Source organism: Maribacter sp., assembly GCF_039974175.1.
GTDB lineage: Bacteria > Bacteroidota > Bacteroidia > Flavobacteriales > Flavobacteriaceae > Maribacter_C.
The window spans coordinates 1009366-1031667 of record NZ_JBDWJN010000010.1; the positions used below are offsets into that span (position 1 = coordinate 1009366).

General features: G+C 40.2%; 16 protein-coding genes. 3 read left to right on the forward strand and 13 right to left on the reverse strand.

Annotated features, from left to right (window positions below):
- Positions 1–34: 34 nt before the first annotated feature.
- The 11 genes from ABJN95_RS13610 to ABJN95_RS13660 form a co-directional block, all read right to left on the reverse strand.
- Positions 35–1270 (reverse strand): DUF4249 domain-containing protein, encoded by a 1236-nt coding sequence (locus ABJN95_RS13610; RefSeq protein ID WP_348370961.1) that lies wholly within the window; start codon positions 1268–1270, stop codon positions 35–37.
- A 7-nt stretch (positions 1271–1277) separates the two neighbouring features.
- Entirely contained in the window at positions 1278–2531 is a 1254-nt protein-coding gene (locus ABJN95_RS13615) for a DUF4249 domain-containing protein (protein WP_348370962.1), read from the reverse strand.
- 8 nt (positions 2532–2539) lie between these two features.
- The gene (locus ABJN95_RS13620; protein WP_348370963.1) at positions 2540–3793 is read right to left on the reverse strand and encodes a DUF4249 domain-containing protein; all 1254 of its coding nucleotides are present in this window, start codon (positions 3791–3793) and stop codon (positions 2540–2542) included.
- A 7-nt stretch (positions 3794–3800) separates the two neighbouring features.
- The gene (locus ABJN95_RS13625; protein WP_348370964.1) at positions 3801–5087 is read right to left on the reverse strand and encodes a DUF4249 domain-containing protein; all 1287 of its coding nucleotides are present in this window, start codon (positions 5085–5087) and stop codon (positions 3801–3803) included.
- A gap of 3 nt (positions 5088–5090) precedes the next feature.
- Positions 5091–7868 carry a carboxypeptidase-like regulatory domain-containing protein gene (locus tag ABJN95_RS13630; RefSeq protein ID WP_348370965.1) on the reverse strand — a complete coding sequence of 926 codons (2778 nt, stop codon included), beginning with the start codon at positions 7866–7868 and terminating at the stop codon, positions 5091–5093.
- A 223-nt stretch (positions 7869–8091) separates the two neighbouring features.
- Entirely contained in the window at positions 8092–10485 is a 2394-nt protein-coding gene (locus ABJN95_RS13635) for a penicillin acylase family protein (protein ID WP_348370966.1), read from the reverse strand.
- Between the two features lie 95 nt (positions 10486–10580).
- Entirely contained in the window at positions 10581–12554 is a 1974-nt protein-coding gene (locus ABJN95_RS13640; RefSeq protein WP_348370967.1) for a cytochrome c biogenesis protein CcdA, read from the reverse strand.
- Positions 12551–13858, reverse strand: coding sequence for a tRNA lysidine(34) synthetase TilS (tilS, locus tag ABJN95_RS13645; RefSeq protein WP_348370968.1), 1308 nt, complete (start codon positions 13856–13858; stop codon positions 12551–12553). Before tilS ends, ABJN95_RS13640 begins: the two co-directional genes overlap by 4 nt.
- 150 nt (positions 13859–14008) lie before the next feature.
- Positions 14009–14836, reverse strand: a complete 828-nt coding sequence (locus ABJN95_RS13650; protein ID WP_348370969.1) for a lysophospholipase — start codon at positions 14834–14836, stop codon at positions 14009–14011.
- Positions 14837–14859: 23 nt separating this feature from the next.
- Complete coding sequence (locus ABJN95_RS13655) at positions 14860–16161, reverse strand: anthranilate synthase component I family protein (RefSeq protein WP_348370970.1); 1302 nt, start codon at positions 16159–16161, stop codon at positions 14860–14862.
- Positions 16162–16166: 5 nt separating this feature from the next.
- Positions 16167–16700, reverse strand: coding sequence for an NAD(P)H-dependent oxidoreductase (locus ABJN95_RS13660; protein ID WP_348370971.1), 534 nt, complete (start codon positions 16698–16700; stop codon positions 16167–16169).
- A 172-nt stretch (positions 16701–16872) separates the two neighbouring features.
- On the opposite strand from ABJN95_RS13660, the gene ABJN95_RS13665 reads away from it, so the two are divergent.
- The 3 genes from ABJN95_RS13665 (at position 16873) to ABJN95_RS13675 (ending at position 19924) form a co-directional block, all read left to right on the forward strand.
- Positions 16873–18048 carry an acyltransferase family protein gene (locus ABJN95_RS13665; protein ID WP_348370972.1) on the forward strand — a complete coding sequence of 392 codons (1176 nt, stop codon included), beginning with the start codon at positions 16873–16875 and terminating at the stop codon, positions 18046–18048.
- 66 nt (positions 18049–18114) lie between these two features.
- On the forward strand, positions 18115–18345 hold the full coding sequence (locus ABJN95_RS13670) for a CDGSH iron-sulfur domain-containing protein (protein ID WP_348370973.1): 231 nt from the start codon (positions 18115–18117) through the stop codon (positions 18343–18345).
- 139 nt (positions 18346–18484) lie between these two features.
- On the forward strand, positions 18485–19924 hold the full coding sequence (locus tag ABJN95_RS13675; RefSeq protein ID WP_348370974.1) for a DUF3179 domain-containing protein: 1440 nt from the start codon (positions 18485–18487) through the stop codon (positions 19922–19924).
- Positions 19925–20003: 79 nt separating this feature from the next.
- Here the strand turns inward: ABJN95_RS13675 and ABJN95_RS13680 are convergent, their stop codons facing one another.
- Both ABJN95_RS13680 and lpdA read right to left on the reverse strand, forming a co-directional pair.
- A complete protein-coding gene (locus ABJN95_RS13680; protein WP_348370975.1) occupies positions 20004–20753 on the reverse strand; it encodes a DUF2927 domain-containing protein in 750 nt (249 codons plus the stop codon).
- Between the two features lie 22 nt (positions 20754–20775).
- Positions 20776–22182, reverse strand: a complete 1407-nt coding sequence (gene lpdA, locus ABJN95_RS13685) for a dihydrolipoyl dehydrogenase (protein WP_348370976.1) — start codon at positions 22180–22182, stop codon at positions 20776–20778.
- Positions 22183–22302 lie beyond the last annotated feature (120 nt).

Here is a 22302-nt window from a genome sequence, read left to right on the forward strand (position 1 = left end):
TAAAGTTATCATAATAAAAACTACTTTCTTCATATTATTCTTCCCAAAAAGCTGGAACCACATTAGTTCCCAATGCCGTGCAATCTCCACACTCTCTCGGCACAACGATATATGGTCCAGGGCATGCTCCAATATTTGCCCCATTCGCATCTACATAGGTTATCAAATCTTTATCTATCCGTTCAATTAACGACTGAGGACATCCTGTTGGAAATCGTACCGGTGCACAAAAAGATTGGTGTTCAAGTGGAGTTGAAAACAGTACACACTTATTTACATATAAGGGTAAGGGTTCATCTGGATAAAACTCTCGGTAGTTGAAAAAGAGTCTTTTTTCAGATACCGAGGCAACTTCGAAATAACCGAGTACCTTTTTATCGCTGTTAGCTTCAGCCGATATATTTCCATCTAAAAAGCCAGGCTGTATCTCGGAAAAAACACTAGAATTGGAAGAGAAATTATCAAGATTTTGAAAATAAGAAAACGCATCGATCGATTGCACATACTGCTTTACCAAAATACTATACCTGTGGGAAAGTATAAAATCATCACCCTTAATAAACCGCACCGGAAAACGTTCCACCTGACTACCTGATAAACCGACCGAACTATTCTGAATTATTTCTTGAGAACGTAATGTCTGATAGCAAACCTGCTCTTCCTCTTCCCTAGGTACTATCTCTAAATCATAGGTTATAACAGGTAAAGCACAAGGGTCATAGTTCGTCAACTTAAAATCTACTGAAGTCCAGTTGGGTGCAATTATCTTGTAGGTTTCCTCATATTCATAGCGATAGTATGCCGAAGCCCCAGAGGTATCTTGACCATTGATAAAAATAGAAATACCGTCTTCTCCTTGCGCATTGGTTTCGCGTTCGGCATACACCTCAGTAACTTCTGATTCTGCTTGGAAACTTTCCGGATTGGAAGTATAGGTGGTACCATCTGTGGTTTCAACTACCAAGGTATAATTAACGTTCTTTTGAGCTTCAAAAGGTGGCGAAACATAGTTACCCGGTTGCACCTCCTCAAATAAAAACTCATTTTGCGAGTCGTCAATTACTCGTACCCGAGCACTTCGCTCAGCTGCCGCTATAGTGTCTTCAAAGCGCACAGCTCTTGAAAGCACAACATGATGCTGTTTCATTTCATTGGTGATGGAAGCTTGTATGACCAAGGCGTCTTCAAATGCTTCCGTTTCAAACTCAAAAGGTTCAATGCAGCCAACTACACAACAAAAAACAAATCCTATTACTAAATTCTTCTTCATTTCTTTTTTATTCTACCCAAAACTCTGGCTGAATGTTACTCCCTAAAACTGTACAATCTCCGCAGGCCCTTGGCTTGGTAAAATACGGTGCTACAAAGACTTCAAAACTATCTCCCTCTGCCTCCGCAAAGAAAACCACCTGATTCCCTTTTATTGCCTGTATTAGGGGTGAGGTGCAATTGCCATCACAAACACCGCTCATGCCGTCGGTGCAATGATACCGCTCGGGAATCAAACGTGGATGGCTAAAATTCTCGCAATTAATAGGATATTCTGGCAAAGGATCTTCTGGAAAAAAGTCGGTATAATTGAAGAATACTCTTTTTTGAGTTACCGAAGTGACTTGAAAATACCCAATGACCTTTTCCTCACTATCAGAAACTGAGGCTATGTTTCCGGCCAAAAATCCAGCTTGTGTATCTGTAAAAACACTCTCCGAAGAGGAAAACGCTTCTAAATCCTCGAAATAGGAATAGCTCTCAAGAGTCTGAGCATGCTGTCGTACAAGCATACTATAGCGGTGGGAAATGATAAAATCGCCTTTATCGATAAAGCGAATAGGAAACCTTGAAAGCGTATTTTCTGTTAGCGCGTCAGTAGAGGTCTGAATAACCGAAGTAGAATAATTTGAACCAAAACACACCCTTTGCTGTTCTGTTCTTTGCTTTATACCTACCTCATAGGCATCTCCATCAACACAAGCCACATCATCAATAATATCAAATTCAAAGGGGTCATATGATGGTGCTATTATCTTGTAGGTCTCCTCATACTCATATCGTAAATACTTTGCATCAGTAGTACCCCCTCCTGTATCTAGAAAAATGCCAACCCCATCATCTCCGACCTCATTGGTTTCTTGTTCAACATAAACATTGTCAAGAGCTACTTTTTCTGGAGTAAGAACCATCTCTGAAATATAAGACTTCCCATTTGCTGTTGTAATTTCTAATTGATAGCTTGTATTTTGTTTGGCCTCGAAAACTGCGGCAGACAGGTATTTACCGGCCTCCACTTCCGAGAAATTATAGGTAATACCATCAGAACCTTTTACCCTTACATTTGCGTTGCGCTCACTAATCGTACTATCTTGTTCGAAAGGCCTTGCCCTTGAAAGCAAAACCTGATGCTGTTTTTCTTCATCGGTTAGCCTTGCATCAACAACCAAAACCCCTTCAAATACTTGAGTTTCTGCTTCAAAAGATTCTATACACCCTTGCAAAAGGGAAAAGATACATATGATGTAGATTGTTTTCTTCATAAATCGGTTTATTCAATCCAAAATTCTGGTGCCATATTACTTCCTAGAACAGTGCAGTCACCACAGGCACGAGACTTTGTAAAAAAAGGACCTCCTTCGCCATTAGTTACCATTTCTAAGTTATTTTGATCGAATTGTTCATTCGTTGCATGGTATTTAATGAGTCCGTTTTTAATAGCATCTATAAGAGGAGATCTCGCACCGCTAGCTGATGGAACATATAACAGTGGCTGCCCCACCGGCTCACAATTAATAAAATAGGGTGGTAAAGGTTCATTGGGAAATTCATCGACATAGTTTACAAAAAGACGCTTTGCATCTGTAGAAACCACTTCAAAATAACCGAGCACTTTTTCCGATGCGTTCGAATCTGAAGAAATGTTCCCCTCAAGAAAGCCAGGCTGTATTGCTGAAAAGATACTTTCGGTAGATGAAAAGTTCTGGAGATTTCGATAATAAGAAAAGGCATCTTCAGTTTGTCTATATTGCTTAACCAAAACACTATACCTATGGGAGATAATGGGATCTATTTGGCTAATAAAACGGAGCTCGAAATCAGAAATCACATTTTCATCGAGATTCACTGTTGTGGTTTGTATGATACGTGTTGAAAGCTCCGTATTGTAGCAAACACGTTCTTCCTGATCTTTCAATTCAATACCTACTTCAAAACCATCTGTATCACCCAACTCACCAACAAACCACAAATCATCGATAACTACGAAGTCAAATGGGTTCCAAAACGGTGCGATTATTTTGTAGGTTTCTTCATATTCATAGCGATAATATGCAATTTCGCTATTGGCATTATTTGTATTTACACGAATAGAAAGGCCCTCTTCGCCAGTTCCGTTCGCATTTCGCTCGGCAAATAGGTCTTTAATTTCAGTAGTATTGGGTGTAAAAACCATTGATGAGCTATAGGCACTGTTATCAGTGGTATTGATAAGCAAGCGGTAGCCGCTATTTTGCAATGCCCGAAACGCTACCTTGGAAACATACCTGCCCTCTCCTATTTCATCAAAATTATATTCATTACCCAAATCATCGACAATTTTAACAGTAGCTCCTAATTCAGCATTGGCATCATCGTCGTTAAATGCACGCGCTCTGGAAAGCAGTACTTCATGATTTTGATCCTCATCAGTCAAAAAAGCATCAACTACCAAGGCGCCTTCGTATAGCTGTACCTCCGCCTCAAAAGGCTCGACGCAGCCATTGAGAGCAGGAATAAAAAACATTACGTAAACAATCTTCCTCATAAAACATTTATTCTACCCAAAAATCAGGTTTAACATTACTTCCTAACGCTCTGCAATCAATACATGGGGTAGCCTTAACGAAATACGGTGCCTCACCCGCCGGAGGTTGTATTACGTCTTCTGATTCAACATATTCTTCATTGATGGCATGATACGCAATAGCACCTGATAGAATTCCGTTTAGTAGCGGTGACTGGGGTGAAGCTTCATCTACTATATATTCACCGTCAATATGTGGGTTATACGAAATTAGCGGAGGAGCCCCCGTTGGTTCACAATTAATAGGATATGGTGGCAATGGGTTTTGAGGAAAAAAATCGGTATAATTGAAAAAATAGCGTTTTGTATTTACCGAGGCTACTTCAAAATATCCCAAAACCAATTCATCACTATTGAGCGCCGTAATATTACCTTTCAGGAATCCCGGTTGGACTTCAGAAAAAACACCCTCAGAAGAGCTGAAGTCGTCTAAAGTAGCATAATACCCATGTGCCTCTTGGGTTAATCCGAATTGTTTAACCAAAATACTATACCTATGCGATATCATGAATTCATCACTTCTTAAGAACCGCACGGTAGTTTTTCCAGTTTGTCCGCCCGAATTCCCTTCACTGTCGCTAAGTAAAATAGCTGTACTAATATTGGTGCCATAACAGGTTTGAGCTTCCTCTGTTCGACCAATAATATTAATTTCAAAACTATCTTGATCACCTATGGTAAAGTAAAGACTATCTACAACCTCAAACTCCGACGGATTATAAAATGGAGCAATAATTTTGTAAGTCTCCTCATATTCAACACGAAAATACGTAGCTTCTGACCTAGCACTTTCATTGGTCAATGCTATTTGTAAACCCTCTTCACCTGAATCACTTACGTCTAGTTCAGCCTTTAGCTCTTTAATGGCAACGCTTTCGGGTGTTACGACGGTTTCCGATTGGTATAAGGTTCCACTTGTCGTACTTATCGAGAGTTCATATCCGACATTGGGTTGGGCAGCAAAGGCTGAAGTAGATTTGTAAAATCCGGGTTCGTCTTCAACAAAGGGGTAGGTAGTGCCATTCTCGTCTATTATCTGAACACTGGCATCAGTTTCGGGCAATAGGGCTTCCGTTCCAAAGCGATACGACCTTGACAGGCTGATTTGCTGTTGTTTTACTTCGTTGGTCAATCGGGCATCGACGACTAAGGCATTCTCAAAATCCAGTACCTCAGCCTCAAAAGGTTCAACGCAACCTATAAAAAGCAACGCGATGGCAAGACCTACTAGATTTATTTCCTTAGCATTTAGCATGACCTAAAATTTAAAGTTATAGGTGATTGACGGAATAGGAATCGAGAATATAGAACTCTTAAAGGCCTTTACTTCACCCCCTTCAGAAACGAAGAATACCGAATACGGATTGGCTCTTCCTAAGACGTTATACACAGAAATGTTCCAGAAGCTGTGGGCGAACTTTTTGATTCTATGGTTGCCCTCTATGTTTATTCCTAAGTCTAATCGATAATAGTCTGGAATACGAAATTCGTTTCTGTTGCTATAGAATACATATTCGGAATTGTTGAAATTGTATTGCCCTATCGGATAAGTGACGGGTCTTCCGGTTTGATAGGAGAAATTTACAGATGCACTATAGCGCGTAGTAAACTTCCAGTTGGCCACCAAACTTACATCATGAGGTTTGTCAAAGTTCGAAGGGAAGAACTCTCCACCGTTGATGCGTTCTTCAGCAAAGTCACTTGCAAATTTGATCAGAGATCTAGAATACGTGTACCCCAGCCAACCGTTTAACTTCCCAGAATTTTTGCGCACCAAAAACTCCACTCCGTATGCCTGCCCCTCACCTTGTAAAACTTCGCGTTCGATATTGTCATTCAACAATAGCTGGGCCCCCGTTTTAAAGTCAAGAATATCTTCTGATGTCTTGTAATAGCCCTCAAGACTAAGTTCGTACATGTCATCTGCAAAATTTTTAAAGAATCCGAGGCTAACTTGATTCGAGCGCTGTGGTTTGATGTTGGAATCTGAAAGTTTCCAAGTATCTATGGGAGATACCGTGGTTGTGTTCGATAGGGTATGTATGTATTGGTACATACTATTAAAGCCAGCTTTGACTGAAAAGTCATCGGAGAAAGAGTATCTACCGGAGATTCTAAACTCAGGCCCGCCGTAGGTTTTAATGATCTCATTCTTATTATACGACACGCTATCGATCAAGGTAGCCTGATTTCTCGGTTGCCCAGCTGCATATACTCTTTGTGTAGATTCGCCAAGCGCCGCATAAAAGGAGTATCGAATACCCGCCTCTATTCCTATCTTATCACCTATCTTAATATTGTCTCCGATAAATATGGCACTCTCCAAAGCGCGGTCTTCCGCTACGCTGAAAGGTCGTATTATCGATTCGGTTCCAGTAGGTTCTATAAAACCTGGTTTTACATTGTAGAGTTTACTTGAAATTCCATAGTCTATGGTGTGATTGTCGTTCCAAAGGAACTTGAAATTTAGTTTTGCCTCTGTTTCACCAATACTGTATCCTAAATTGAAATCATTGTTGGCCTGACCATCGAAATCGATATCAAAGGCATATTCGCTATTGGTGATGATAAGATTTCCATTATTCTTTTCATTGAACTTGTGCTTCCAATCAAAGCTGAATAACCGATTGCTATACCCATATAAGGAATCGGAAGTAATGCTAAAGGCATCCTTACTATAGTATCCTGTTGCCTTGACTTGGTTATTTTCATTGATTTTATGGGTGTAATTGGCCACAATATCATAGAAAGAGGCGGAGCTATTTTTTAGGGACTCTTCATCCAAAGAACGAAGAATCCAATCGGAATATGCCCCTCTTCCCCCTAAAACCAAAGAAGATTTCTCTTTTACTACAGGAATCTCAAGCATCAGGTTAGCCGTAACAGGACCGATAGAAGCCTCCCCCGAAAAGGTATCCACATTGCCATCAATGGTGGTAATATCGAAAACCGATGACAAACGACCTCCAAATTCGGCGGGAACGTTTCCTTTATAGATATCAACTCCCTTCGTTACAAATGGATTCAAGGCCTGAAAGATTCCAAAAAAGTGCGTGGGATTATACACTACCCCATTATCAAGAAGAATTAGGTTTTGGTCAGTTTTACCACCCCTTACATTAAGACCCGTGGCCCCCTCACCAGCATTGGTAATACCCGGTAAAGTTGTTGCTACTGATAAAATATTACGTTCTCCTAAAACCATCGGAATATCTTTGGTTTCTTCTGACTCTATGGTGGTTGAACCTGTTATTTCTTCCTCTACATTTTTTGTTTTGTCAGCTTCAACAACGACTTCATCAAGCTGTTCAATGCTTTCGTTTAGGTCAAAATCTAACTGACCGTCATTATAAATTAAAACCCTTTTTTGTTGTGATTCTATCCCCAAAGCTTTGGTCTCAAAAAGGTTTTCACCTACCGGTACCAAAATCTCATAGAAACCGTTCTCGTCAGTTACCGTTCCGACCCTTCGATTGCGAATAATCAATGACAAGTCAGGTATCGGCTTACCTGTTCGGGCATTCTTCACATATCCTGAAAGCGTGTAACGTTGTTTTTGATTATCTAAAGTTTCTTTCCCTATACGCACTGTTTCAACCGCGCGCTGCTTGGGAAGTCTTTCATCAGCGACAAAAACTGGGTTTAATGAGCCCGTATCGTCTACCTCTTCCGTTACTTGTACGTCTTGTAGGTTAGATTTTTCGAAAAAGCCTTTGGGAAGCTCATCGTAAATGATATTATTCTGTGTCAAGATTATCTTTTCATTGTCAAGCACATAAAAATTGAGAATTGTATTCTTGAATATCGCTTCTAAAACTTCGGTAACCGGCACATCTTCATATGAGCCCGATACCATTTGACCACCCAACCATTCATCTACATAGTAAAATTGATAGGATGTGCTTGCCTCAATACGATTCAAGACGTCCTTGATCGTTGCATCTGTATACGACAGGGTTACTTTTTCAGCAGGTTCTTGTGCTGCTAGAATGTTGCACATAAACAAAAGCAAAAAAACAAGAATTGTATTTTTCATCTCGGTGGTTGGTTTAATTGACTTGCAAGTCTAATACAGTACAACTACTGAAGTAGTTAAAGGGCTTGAATGAATCAATTTTTTATTTTCAAGATATGAAATAAATCCCGTTGCTGTTAATAAAAACAGCAGTTCTAGCGAATTCGCAATCTTTGCAATCGAGATTTAGAAATAAGAAGTAAACTACTTGACTAATTAATATATTGTTAGCTAAGCAGTTAGCCTAACGAGGAATAAAGACCAGTTTTGAATGTGCCTTCTCCAAAATTTCATTCTTGTTCAGCATCATTTTTCGAAACTCACCCTTGAGAAACATTTCAGCTTGGTCTTCGTAGAACCTACTGAACGGATTTCCAGACTGGCCTGTTGGCAAAATACTCATACTATTTTCGATATCCGAAAAATCAATGACCCGTCTGGTGGAAGGGCCTGAACCCACTTTGTAAAATCCATCGGAAGTGTAGCGAAAACCCAAATTATTGATAACTTCTCGCGAACCATGAACGGGAAAAGGGCCTACGTTAAAGAAGGAACGCAGGGCAGCAACCTTACCTATGGGGTGCTCGTGTTCTAACGAATGTACACGTTCCCAGCGCCATTCGTCTTCGACTTCTCCAAAATCCTTTATTAAAGAAGCCATGGCCTCTTTAAATGCCATCTGAATGATTACTTTCTTGGTTTCTTTCACTTCTTTAGTATGTACGTCATCCCACCAGATAGAATGGTCTTTCTTTATAATCGGAGCAATCAGACGTTTGCTCATATGGGTTGACATCAGGTCTTCAAAACCCTGCAAACCTAATTCATCACTAAATGTGTTTCTCAGTAGGCGATATACCCAACGATGATATACTGTTCCTTCAATACTTTCTAGCGGATAATCACCTTTCCATCTGATTAGGCGATCTAATACGTTTAGTTCCTTTTTCGAAAGCTGTTTGATGTCTAATTCGTTGGCCAAATCTTTTAAAATCTCAGGATTCACAGAAGAGGTAACATCAGTAATCATTGCGCCAACAGCAAGCTTGTCCCAATCATTTTTAGGTTGTAACAATTCTACGATACGTTTTGCCCTATTTTCAGGTAAATAGTATCCTGGATATTTCATTCCGGCAATGGAGTCTGGTTGATTGTTTGCAGAGTAGACATACTTCCATGGAGGATTGATAGCCTGGGGATTTTCCGTAAAAGGTAGTAGTGTTTTGTTTTCATCGAGCCCCATTTCCGATTCAAATACCATCTTGGTATTGATACTATCCGGAATCTGATAGAGCTGCGCCGAGGCCCACCAAGCTACATTTCCTTTGGCATCGCCATACATAATATTTAAGCCAGGGGCGTGAATATTAGGCAATGCAGCTTCAAACTCCTTCAGATTGGTGGCATGTGTCATACCGTAAACGGCTTTCATTACCTTATTTTCACCTTTCGTATATATCCATGACATACTGATCGGCCGCTCTTCAGTAATTTGATTTGCAATGCCGTTGAGCACCGGACCGTGATCGGTTCTTTTAAAAGTGAAAACAACCTCTTCTTCATCCTTGACTTTGATGGTCTTGGTAACCAGTTCATAGTCTTTCCAACCATCATGGGTCTTGTATTGGTTTTTATTGGCAGGGTTATCTACCTCGTAATAAAAATCTACATCATCATTTTCAAACATAGTCATTCCGTAAGCAAGATCTCTATTATGACCTAACATCGGAAAGGGAACTCCTGCTAAATGATACCCATACTTCTCGTAATTGGGGGCGTTTAGATGCGCCTCATACCATACCGAAGGTTGTGCAAAGCCTATATGTGGGTCGTTTGCAAAAATGACTTTCCCGTTTTTGGTCTTTTCTGGGGCAATTACCCAACTATTACTTCCTTCAAATAACGGAACAGATAAGGCATTCAAGGCATCAGTTACCATTGCCGTTATATTATTTTCTATAGAATCTGAGGCCTTTGGGGGGTAGTTTTGAATCCAAGTGGTATTGGGGTCTACATCCACGCCTAGATCCACCAGATATTCCGAACCGAGTTTATTCTTAATAGTAGTCAAAAAAGGATCTGTTTTATGGGCCTGGGCGAAACTAAAGGCCATATAACCCATAGTATTGTATATATCCTTTAGCGTAAAAGGTTCGCGCTTCAATCCGGTAAGGTAGAACTCGATGGGTTTTGGACCATCAGCAATGAATTGATTAATACCGTCTAAATAAGCCTGTGATAAACGTATTTCCTGAGTATTTAAGTCAAGTGCGGCTACCGTTTTCGCTGAATTTTCATCAATTCCCAAAGACAAAAAGAATTTGTCGGTAGAAAGTAAATCCGGTCCAAAAACTTCTGAGAGTCCCCCACGCCCGATTCTGCGAAGCACTTCCATTTGCCACAGTCGATCTTGGGCATGCACATACCCCAGCGCACGAAAGGCGTCTTCTTCGTTATTTCCGTAAATATGCGGAATTCCGTAGTTGTCATAATAGACATTTACATTCTCAGCAAGGTCAGTGAGTGCTTTCTTCCCCGAATAATCGGGTTTCATATACATACTAAAAATAACTCCAGCTATTAATAGGATACCAACGATGACCAAAAGGATGAGGCCAACTTTTTTCAGTTTTTTCAAGCCAACTTGTTTAGAAGGAGAAGATAGGGCAATTTGGGAAATAAAAAAAGTATGGCTTACTTCGGCAGATCTACGTTTTACAACGGAAATGTGAATTAGTTCTTGGCCAGCACCTTATATTTTTCCAAGCCAGAATTTAACCAATTTTTATAGCTATCTCTATCGGTGTATTGAACGGCATTATTCAAGACTTCCAAATCTGGAGATAGCAAAACATAATATGGTTGAGAAGCAGCATTGAAGTTTAGGGTCTGAAATGTGCCCCACTTTTGTCCTATAGTTTCAATGGTCTTTACGCGTCCAGATTCATATTGAAAATCGAACTGTTGGTCTTTTGGGAGTTGCTTTCGGTCATCAACATACAAGGATATCAAAACATATTCATCCTTTAGAATAGGATAGATATCGGTTTCACTCCAAACGTTTTCTTCCATCTTACGGCAATTTACACATGCCCACCCGGTAAAGTCTAATAAAATAGGCTTGTTTTCAGCCTTTGCATAGGCTACACCTTCCTCAAAATCTTTAAAGCAGTTCAAACCCAAGGGGCAATCACTTTCCTGTGCAGCAACAGTATAAAAGTCTGGTGGAAGAAATCCGAAAAGCTTCAAATCGACCATATTCGTTAGACCTAAAATGAGGTAAACAGAAAAAGCAGCGCTTAGTACTCCGATAGCTTTTCTTGCACTTGATAATTTTTGATTGACACCATCATGTGGAAATCTAAACACTCCAAATAGATAAAGCGCTAGTAGTACGAAAATGACAATCCAAACACCGATAAAAATCTCGCGTTTGAAAATGCCCCAGTTGCTCACCAAATCAGCATTGGAAAGGAACTTCAAGGCCAAGGCTAGTTCCAAGAAACCCAATACGACTTTTACGGTGTTCATCCACCCACCCGATTTGGGTAAGGAATTCAACCAAGCAGGAAACAATGCAAATAAGGCAAATGGTAGCGCCAAGGCTACGCCAAAGCCTGTCATTCCTGCAGTAAGATTAGTAGCCACATCACCTTCTGCAAGGGCAGTACTGCCCAATAGCCCTCCTAAAATAGGTCCGGTACACGAAAAAGATACAATAGCAAGGGTTACTGCCATAAAGAATATACCTATGCCACCCCCCACCTTGGTAGATACCTCATCCATCTTATTGGCCCATGAGCTGGGCAAGGTTAATTCATAGTACCCGAAAAATGAAAAAGCGAAGAACACAAAAATGGCAAAGAACAAGAGGTTCAACCAGACATTTGTCGCTATGGTATTCAGTATTTGAGAATCAACGGAATCAAATACGTGAAACGGCAGGCTCAATAAAAAGTATATGAGCACTATAAAGAAACCGTATAGGATGGCATTTGCAATGCCTCTTGACTTTTGTTGAGACTGTTTGGTAAAAAAGGAAACCGTCAACGGAATCATAGGAAAAACACAGGGTGTTAAGAGCGCGATTAGTCCACCTAGAAAACCCAAACCAAAAATACCCCAGATGCCCGAACCTCCCTCAACGACCTCTGCAGCATCTTGCAGTAATTCTTTGTTTTTGAGATCTTTTTTTAAGGCCGCAGACATTGTTAGACTACGTTCATCAACAGTATGATTGGCAACTACAGCTTCTCCCCCATCCAATCGGAAACTAAAATCTTTATCTACAGGAATACAAACTTCTTTACAGACCTGATAAAATAAATTGACATCGATTTGCTTCACATCAGTATTTAAAATTTTGATGCGTTGAGTAAAAACAGCATTCTCCTTGAAAAAAGTTTCATCAACTTCGAAAATATCGCTGTATTCTGTAATCGTCGTACTCTCTTTGGTCTTGCCAATTAATTGGTAATCCTTGCCCGCATTGGCATAAGTAAAGGTGCTGGGTAAGGAGCCCCCTTCAGCAGTGAATTGAGAATACACGTGCCATCCTTCAAAGATGGCCCCTTTAATGATGAGCTCGTATTCTGTATCTGAAATTTTATTGAATTCTTGTGTCCAAAGCACAGGTTCATCATCGCTTTGCCCAAAAATGGACATTGCGCCAAAAAACATAAGAATACCAATTATGAATCGTTTCATGTGCTTACCGTAATTCTAACTATTTTTTTTGTTCCTTCGAAAACGGAGAATCGTCGGTCTGGTCGCCTTCCGATAACCCAAACAATTTCATTTTCTGAACAGAGCAACCATTGTTTTTGTTTGGAAATAATGTCAACTTTTTCATCCTTAAAGTATTTGGAAAGTTTTTTCTTTCCGGTCATACCAAAGGGATAAAAGTAGTCGCCTTTTTCCCATTTCCTAACGATCAGGGGATATTTTAACGAATCTTTATCTACATAAAGTATGTTTGACGTCATATCTTTAATAGCATCTACCTCAGTAATAGTGAGGTGAATAGGCGTTTGTATTTCGTGTTGCCCTTCTTCAATGGTAAAACTTTGAACCTCATTTAATTCGATTTCCTCCAATAAAAGATATGTTCTATCTCTGACCAGACGGTGTGTTTTAGAGCGAACTTCCTTACCGCTTAAACCTGCTAACAGCCTAGAAATATCTAGCCAAGCTGTAAAACCGTAATCCTTGAGCAAAGCATATAAATATGCACTTTGCGGCTGTAGCACGTTCAATTCATCAATGGCAATTCGAAACCCGCTTTCAGTTGTTTCGAAGATTTTTGATTTTAGCAGTTCGATATGATTACGCAAAATCGCATTTGCACCTTTTAAATGGAACTGTGTCAGTTCAAAATTTCTTAAAAAGGTAGGATGTAACTCCTTTAATTCCGGCACAATTTCGTGGCGAATTTTATTCCGCAAGTACTTTACATCAGCATTACTACTATCCTCAACCCATTCCAATTTCTCTGCTTTTGCGTATTGCATTAGTTGTTCTCGGGAAAATGCCAATAGGGGTCTTGAAATCGAATCTGTAATAGATGGAATTCCGGTTAAACCATCGACCCCAGTGCCACGGGAAAGATTGATCAAAAAGGTTTCCAAATTATCGTCAGCTTGGTGCGCTGTAACCAGGGTGCTGATCGCATTATCCTGCATTATAGATGCAAACCAATCGTATCTCAATTCACGCGCCGCTAGCTGAACGTTAACTTTATTTTTAGCTATATATTCATTTGTATCAAAGTTGGTTACGTAAAAATCAATAGCTAAATTCTTTGCTAGATCAGTTACAAATTTTTCATCGCGATCACTTGCTGCCCCACGCAGTTGAAAATTACAGTGCGCCAAGGCAAACTTAAGCTTACAAGCATGACATAAATGTGTTAAAACCACACTATCTAAACCTCCACTGCAGGCCAAGATAAATTTGCTTTCTAACAAATGCGGAAAGCTATTTTCGATATGAGATTTGAATTCGGCTAACACATTGCGAAGTTATGAATTATGATTTCAGCGTTAGTAGTTTTCGCAAATTCTCTACGTGCGTTTCGAGTAATTCAATTTCAAATGATCTTTCATTTGGTCTGCGATCAAAAGGCGTAACACACTAAAAATACGGCAAGGTTCTTATCGAAACTAGCTGAGATACGCTTTTAACCAGCTGTTGATTGTTTCCAACATTTCTGTTTGACACAAATCATTATGCAATTCGTGGTACCCACCTCCGAACAAAGCTAAGGTTGTTTTGTCTGAGTTTTTATGAAACTCTTTTGTTCCCTCAGAATCGATTATGGGATCGTCAGTACCATGAAGCAGCAGGGTGTCAGTGCTAAGTTGCTTTGCGTTTTGAATGGCCCACTCCCCTGCGTCCATTATGGGAAAAGAGAACATTGGGCTTACCCTATCATGAACCAAAGGGTCGTTCTTGTATTTCTCAACCTCTTCGGGAATTCTCGAAATGCCTTTAGGGTCGAGTCCAGAGGGTAGTGTTACAGCAGCCTTCATTCTTAGCATCAATCTTCCCATGGCCATTTTCAGCTTGGGAGGCTGAAAGGCCAACCGCAGATACGGACTCGTAGCTATTATTCCGCTTAGTCTTGCATCTCTCCTCAAGGCGTAGTTCAAGACCAGATTACCACCCATACTGTGTCCGTATAGAAATAAAGCTAGGTCAGGAAAAATAGATTCTGCCCTTTGTACTACCTCATTTAGAATGCCTAATAGCGCCTCGTAACTTGGGCAATGCCCTCTTTTTCCGCTAGATTGGCCATGGCCAACATTGTCATAGGCGACAACCGCCAAATCAGAAGCCAACAAGTTGGGAATAACGGTATTCTTGTAGCGGCCAGAGTGTTCTCCAAAGCCATGAACTAGCACTACAACTCCTTTAATTTGCTGAGGTTGTGTATGAAATCCGTAAACATCACACCCCTCAGCCTGCATTCTAAATTCTACAACTTCCATTGGGTCAATTTAGGTGATTTTCCTCAAACATTTTCCAATACTTCTCTCATAGCTTTGGCCTTCAATAAACATTCTTCGTATTCCATCTCTGGAACTGCCTTTGCCGTTATAGCACCCCCTACGGAGTAGGATACATATTTTTTAGAAGCATTGTAGAGAATACTGCGAATAACCACATTAAAATCAAAATCCCCTTCAGGGGTAAAATATCCGACAGCCCCACTGTATAATCCGCGTCTAAAAGATTCCAACTCCTCTATAATTTTCATTGCCGAAATCTTCGGGGCACCCGTCATGCTACCCATTGGAAAAGTCTCCCTAATGAGGTCAACAGGGTTTTTGTCTTTTGAAACTTCCACGGTTATGGTAGAAATCATTTGGTGCACTTGCTGAAATGAATACACTTTACAGAGCTCCTCGACCCTTACACTACCTCGTAAGGCGCTTTTTGACAAATCATTGCGAACTAGGTCAACTATCATAATGTTTTCAGCACGCTCCTTTTCATCAAGAATGAGTGCCTTTTTTAAGCTTTGGTCTTCTTTAGCGTTCGAAGACCGCTTTGCTGTTCCTTTTATCGGCTGTGATATAACTTTGGCACCTTCCTTACGCAGATAGCGTTCTGGCGAGGCCGACAAAAGGTACTTGGCACCTAGTTTCAAAAAGGCGGCAAAAGGGGCATTTGAAATTGTATTGAGCTTACGGTAGGTCTTCAAGGTATCAATTTGGGTATCTTCTGCATAGAATTCTTGACAAAAGTTAGCTTCATAGATATCACCGCGATGAATGTGCGACAACATGCGTTTCACCTGTCTGAAATATTCGTCTTTAAAAATGCGCATTTTTATCCGAATATTGGTTTTTGCTGGCTCCAAGTTCACCTCGTTTTTATAGCATTCTAGAATCGATCGATAGTCATCTTCAATCTCATCGTAAACCATATTGAGGTAATTGAAATAAACAACATTCCCTCTGACGCTTATCATCTTCTTGGGTTGAAAGAAATACAGGTCAGGAAATTGCAATCCGTCATAATTGCCCGAAGACAGGCTTTCAATATCGTTCTTAAGGTCATAGGAAAGATAGCCGAAAATCCAGTCATTGGTTTCCTGTTGATACTCCCTCAAATCTGCGAAAGCATTTAGAGAATCGGTAGCTTTAACTGTCAGGGCATCTGCCGCTAATACCGCTTCGAAAGTACTGAATCTACTTGAATGGCTATTGCTATCTAACCAAGCAACCTCCTCAAATTGCTGAGACCAGCACAAAAGGGCCTCTTTAAAAATGGCAACATCGCGAAGTTGAAAGGAAAGCTGTTTTCGCAAGGTGGTTAAATTTCAGCCAAAAAATCAGCCACCGCTTTTTGGTGGGCCGTTGCTAATTCTGAGTTGGTAATTCCCTTTCCCTCCTCAAAATTTTGATAGAAAGATGGTAATGAAAAGTCTACAATTGAGTTGGCTCCAAATCTAGTAAGCATCGTTTTGACTACCTGATGAGCACCAATACCCCCTCTTTTTCCTGGGGATGCAGACATTAGCAGTATTTTTTTGTCTTTAATAAAATCCCTATCTAAACGAGATAACCAATCTACAAAGTTCTTAAAATAGGCAGAAGGGTTACTGTTATGCTCATTCACAGAAATGACCAGCCCATCTGCATTTTGAATGTCATTTTTCACCTCAACCAAAGAATTTGAAAATCCATTTTCCTTTTCATAGTCCTCGCTATACATCGGAAACGGATAATTTGCCATATTCATTAACTTAACTTGGTGTTCTAGAACCAGGGAAGCGGTGTACTTCACCAATTTAAAGTTAACCGATGTTGATGAATTGCTTCCTGCAAATGCCAATATAGTGCTCATAGTTACGTTAAATATAATTGATAAACGAAAATACCGCAAATACCCTTGAGATGCGAGTATTTTGGCTAATTTCGCATAGCGAAACTTGCCTAATTGGCGAATTAGACGTCTAAACATACTGTGATACAAGTATATAGGTAAACTTATTTTAAACGCAAAAGGAGTTTTTAACTTGAACAAGAAGACCGCAAGATTGTATTTTATAGATGCCATGCGCGCGTGGGCCATTCTCATGATGTTGCAGGGGCATTTTGTAGATGGACTTCTTGACAATGCGTTTCGCGATAATGCAGATAGTACCTATAGCCTTTGGAAGTATTTCAGAGGAATGACCGCACCGGTATTCTTTACAGTTTCGGGCTTTATATTTACTTATCTACTAATTCGGGTGCCTGAAAAGGGCTTTGATAATCCTAGGGTAAAGAAAGGTATAAAACGGGGGCTTGAACTGCTTGTCATCGGCTACCTCCTAAGGATGAACTTTATGGGGCTGGTACATGGTCAAATATATGACTCTTTTTATTTGGTAGACGTATTACACTGTATAGGGCTATCCATATTAGGTATAATCGCTATGTACTTGTTGACGCATTCCAAGAGTAAATTACTATTTCCCACGCTATTGCTAACAGTTACTATGTTGCTGTTTCTATTTGAACCACAGTATCAAAAATGGACCTATGGCTTGCTACCCGATGCCATAGCCAATTATTTTACCAAAACTAACGGCTCTGTATTTACTATATTCCCTTGGTTTGGCTATACCACATTCGGAGCATTTATCTCTGTATTGTTTACCCGTTACAAGAATTTCAAACATCTTTACCCAACTGCAATTACTATTTCTGCCGTCTTAGGCCTGCTCCTGATTTTTTATTCTTCAGACTTATTTCTAGAGATTTCAAGAGCAACGGGACTTCAGATGTTCGCTGATATCTATTTTAACAACTACTTGTTTATCCGCTTAGGAGACGTATTCATTGCCTTTGCAGTATTTATGCTTGTGAGACGCTGGCTTACCAACAGTACGCTACTTAAGATTGGTCAGAGCACGCTATCAATTTATATTATTCATTTTATCATTTTATATGGCAGTTTTACCGGTTTAGGGCTTTACCAGTACTTTCATCATTCACTATCTCCAACCGTCGTGATTACGAGTGCCTTGGTTTTTATGATAGTTTGTTCCTTTACAGCGCTAGTATATGAAAAACACAAAGCAGGTATCAAGGCCAGTTTAGCGATTGGATTAAAGTACCTTCTCGTAAATGGAGAGTCGTTTTTAAAGTATCTTTTCGGAAAGGCAAGAGTGTTGTTGATCAAATTATTTGGATTGGTTAAAAATTAGTCATCGCTTTACGTATTCCAGTAAGTTTCCTCTATTTTTAAGGTGCATTGATTTAAATCAGTTGAGATGAGTGATTCAAAGTATTCTCCGATTGCCTGCGATTTAGAAGGAGGTAAAAAGTATTCATGGTGTACCTGTAGTCATAGCGAAGACCAACCCTTCTGCGATGGTTCGCATAGAGCGGCTAAGGCAACCCCGCCATTAACTTTTGAGGTGGAAGAAGCGAAGGAAGTCTATTTATGCACTTGCAAGCAAACCGCCAACCCACCTTATTGCGATGGGTCGCATAAAACCTGAGGCTTCTTTTTGGTAGTAATAAAATCTGTTATGGCTAATGTTCTGGATTCTTTTATGCAATTCTGATCAAAGTCATAAAATACCGTTAAACCGTAATTTTTTAGGAGGCATACACGACTACCTATAAAAATAACGGTTTATGCCTTCTCATATCAAAGTCAGGTCCTTGTTTTTTGCCCTAAGTTTTGCGACAATAGCGGTGTATTACCATGTTGCCTATGGCGTGAAAGACTCGGTTTATCTTACTATGACCGAGCACTGGGAAGACGCCTACAACCTTTCGAGTGGTATAAATAATACGGTAAATGATTTCTTGCAACTTGTTGAAAAAGGTGATGAGCTCACCATCAATCAGGCCATTTATCGAATTGATTTAAACTGGACAGAAAGTCATGAAATTATGCTTCTTGAAAGCATTTACTTCAGTCAAAATGAGCGCTATGCCAATCGATTGATACGGCTATTGAAACAAAAGACAGGAAAGAATTTCGGTTTCGATTTTGACAAGTGGTTTACGTACATCTGGAATAAAAATGCCGCCTACGACGACACTTATTTCGAATTCAAAGCCAAAATTCACGAACGTATAGATTCGAAATTTAAGCCTTACTTTTTAGGGAGAGCGAACCAGTCAAAGATTCGGCTAGATGAAGTCAGATGGGGAGGTGTTGTACAAGACGGTATTCCTCCGTTGCGGAATCCGATAATGATTTCGGCTACCGAAGCAGATTATTTAGATGACGACAATATCGTTTTTGGTATATCCGTAAATGGCGATTCCAGGGCCTATCCTAAGCGTATTCTTGCTTGGCACGAAATGTTCGTAGATACCTTGGATAATACAGCTGTTGCCGGAGTTTATTGCACATTATGTGGTACAGTGATTTTATATAAAACAGAACATAAAGGTGTGAATCATCAAGTAGGAACCAGTGGGTTTCTGTACCGCTCTAACAAACTGATGTATGATAAGGAAACACAATCGCTATGGAGCACTTTAGAGGGCGAACCCGTCATAGGCCCTTTGGTTGGAAAAGGAATCAAACTAGACTACTTGAGCGTTGTTACCACCACATGGGGAGAATGGAAGAAGAGGCATCCTGAAACCACTGTACTTTCATCGCAAACAGGGTACCGTAGAGATTATAGTGAAGGCGCTGCATACCGCGAATACTTCGCGACGGACGAATTGATGTTTACGGTTCCTAATATTGACAAGAGGTTAAAAAACAAAGATGAAATACTAGCCATTAGACTTTCCAGCCTTGCCGATGAAAATTTAGCTATTTCAAGTAAATTTTTAAAGAAAAACCCCATATACAAAGTCAAAATAGCCGACATCAATTTCATCGTTTTCACTGATGTAACCGGTGCTCATCGAGTTTACAAAACGGAAAATATCGAATTTTCTAGCTACGATAACCATAGTACGGCGACCGATGAAGCTGGCGGTAGCTGGACCTTGTCTGAAGAAAACATAAAAAATACAAAAGGAGAAATCTTAGAACGCTTTCCAACGCATAATGCATTTTGGTTTGGTTATAAAGCAGCTTTCCCGAATACAAGGCTGATCAAGTAATTGTTTAAGTGTTGATTGATTGCTATGAAGAGGAGAAATCCCGTTCACCCCCCCGATAGGTGAGCGGGTTTTCAATTTTTTATTCTACTAGTATAACATCTGTTAGCAACAGCTGTTCAATAATAGGTCTAAGTTGAGAAAAAGGCAATCCGGCTTTGATTTCAGGCTTGTAAAGTGTTTGAATAATGGCCTCGTCAAAAACGGAAAAATCTTCTTTGAGAAAGGAACACATAAAACTTTGATTTCTTGTGAAATTTCGGTCACAAAAATTGGTACTTGCATGACCCAGTCCGATAACATGACCCAACTCATGCCGAAACAAGGGAATACTCGCATTTCTTACCCAAATTCGCCCGTCAAATATTTTAAAGCCGTTAGCACTTTTATACAAGGCATAACCCTGAAAATCAACGAGCTCAATTTGGTTATACATATCAGGCCAGACCTCTCTAATAGCCTCTTTTTCACCAAAAATCAGATGCACATTCGATTCTTCGACCGCGTTGACTAATTTAAATTCTAGGTTATTTCCAACAAGATTATTGAATTGCTCTAAGGCATTTGCAACTTCGGCTCTATAACTTTCAGAAAGCTCACCCTGAAGAAACACATTTACATTGGCTTCCCATTTTTCATTTAGGTTGGCCCCAAAGGAGTCAGGAGCCAAATTGAAGGTAACGTATTCATATTCTTCAATAAATTCGAGCTCCTTGGGGCTAAGCGTCAAGGATTCGATTTCATCGGGTGTACCCGTGGTTCCTTCATCAGTAGAACAGGATACCAGTATCACCAAAAGAAAAAGACAACAAATTCTGCTGAAATGACTCATAGCATTTCTAATTCAAATCATCTTAAATATGCAATGCCCTATCCTCAGTTGCAGCCAGGGCCGCTTCTTTAACGGCTTCCGCATAGGTTGGATGTGCGTGGCTCATACGAGCTATATCTTCCGCTGATGCTCTGAATTCCATCGCCGTAACCGCCTCTGTAATCAGATCGGCACAACGGGCTCCAATCATATGAACGCCCAAAACCTCATCGGTTTGCTTGTCGGCTATAATTTTTACAAAACCATCGACATCCATGCTAGCTCTGGCACGCCCTAAAGCTCGCATCGGGAATTGGCCAACTTTATATGCTACCCCCGCTTCTTTCAATTCCTCCTCGGTTTTACCAACGGCCGCGACTTCTGGCCAGGTATATACTACGCCAGGAATGAGGTTATAATCAATGTGTGGTTTTTGTCCTGCTAGAATCTCAGCCACTAAAGTTCCTTCTTCCTCAGCCTTATGGGCAAGCATAGCGCCCTTAATGACATCACCAATAGCATAAATATTTGAAACATTGGTTTGTAAATGAGTGTTTACGGCCACTCTACCTCTTTCTTCCATTTTTACTCCCGCAGCTTCGAGATTCAAGCCTTCGGTATAGGCACTTCTTCCAACAGCAACCAAGCAGTAGTCTCCCGTAAAAGTGACCTCTTCCCCTTTTTTGTTATCGGCCTTAATAACTACTTCTTTTCCTTTTCTTTCCACGGATTTCACTTTGTGAGAAAGTGCAAATTTTACCTTCTGCTTTTTCATGGTTTTCATAAGCTCTTTTGATAAGGCCGCATCCATGGTAGGAATGATGCGATCCATATACTCAACCACGGTAACCTCTGCACCCAGTCTCTTGTATACTTGACCGAGTTCCAAACCAATAACTCCCCCTCCAATGATAATCATATGCTTAGGAATTTCCTTCAACTCCAATGCTTCCGTCGAAGTAATTACCCTTTCTTTATCTAAGCTGATAAAGGGCAAGGTTGACGGTTTTGAACCGGTAGCGATAATGATGTTCTTGGCTTCAATGGTTTCTGTCTTACCATCAGTTTTTTTGATATTCAGGTGCGTGGCATCCTTAAAGCTTCCCAATCCCTCAAAGACATCGATTTTATTTTTATCCATCAAGAACTGAATTCCTTTGGTAGTCATGTCGACCACCCCTTGCTTACGAGCGATCATTTTTTCCAAATTGACCTTCACTTCTCCCGGAATCTCAATACCGTGTTCTTCAAAATGCTTTACGGCATCTTCGTAATGATGTGAAGAATCTAATAGCGCTTTTGAGGGTATACAGCCCACATTAAGACAAGTGCCCCCTAAGGTGGAATATTTCTCAATTATTGCGGTTTTCATTCCCAATTGGGCACAGCGGATTGCCGCTACATATCCTCCAGGACCAGAGCCAATAACGGCTACATCGTATTGCGTCATATCTATATTTTAGTATTGCAGTTTTATGTCTAAAATGAAGATACAAAAGTACGAATGTTTTACCGTTCTCCAAGGCAAGTGAAGACTTGAATTAAACCTTTTAGAAACTAGGATGATTGC

Bases quoted from the DNA above. Each gene is read 5' to 3' on its own strand.
- ABJN95_RS13630 (WP_348370965.1), bottom strand. From the start codon at position 7,868: ATGAAAAATACAATTCTTGTTTTTTTGCTTTTGTTTATGTGCAACATT.
- ABJN95_RS13670 (WP_348370973.1), top strand. From the start codon at position 18,115: ATGAGTGATTCAAAGTATTCTCCGATTGCCTGCGATTTAGAAGGAGGT.
- ABJN95_RS13680 (WP_348370975.1), bottom strand. From the start codon at position 20,753: ATGAGTCATTTCAGCAGAATTTGTTGTCTTTTTCTTTTGGTGATACTG.
- ABJN95_RS13660 (WP_348370971.1), bottom strand. From the start codon at position 16,700: ATGAGCACTATATTGGCATTTGCAGGAAGCAATTCATCAACATCGGTT.
- ABJN95_RS13640 (WP_348370967.1), bottom strand. From the start codon at position 12,554: ATGAAACGATTCATAATTGGTATTCTTATGTTTTTTGGCGCAATGTCC.
- ABJN95_RS13625 (WP_348370964.1), bottom strand. From the start codon at position 5,087: ATGCTAAATGCTAAGGAAATAAATCTAGTAGGTCTTGCCATCGCGTTG.
- ABJN95_RS13610 (WP_348370961.1), bottom strand. From the start codon at position 1,270: ATGAAGAAGAATTTAGTAATAGGATTTGTTTTTTGTTGTGTAGTTGGC.
- lpdA (WP_348370976.1), bottom strand. From the start codon at position 22,182: ATGACGCAATACGATGTAGCCGTTATTGGCTCTGGTCCTGGAGGATAT.
- ABJN95_RS13620 (WP_348370963.1), bottom strand. From the start codon at position 3,793: ATGAGGAAGATTGTTTACGTAATGTTTTTTATTCCTGCTCTCAATGGC.
- ABJN95_RS13615 (WP_348370962.1), bottom strand. From the start codon at position 2,531: ATGAAGAAAACAATCTACATCATATGTATCTTTTCCCTTTTGCAAGGG.
- ABJN95_RS13650 (WP_348370969.1), bottom strand. From the start codon at position 14,836: ATGGAAGTTGTAGAATTTAGAATGCAGGCTGAGGGGTGTGATGTTTAC.
- ABJN95_RS13675 (WP_348370974.1), top strand. From the start codon at position 18,485: ATGCCTTCTCATATCAAAGTCAGGTCCTTGTTTTTTGCCCTAAGTTTT.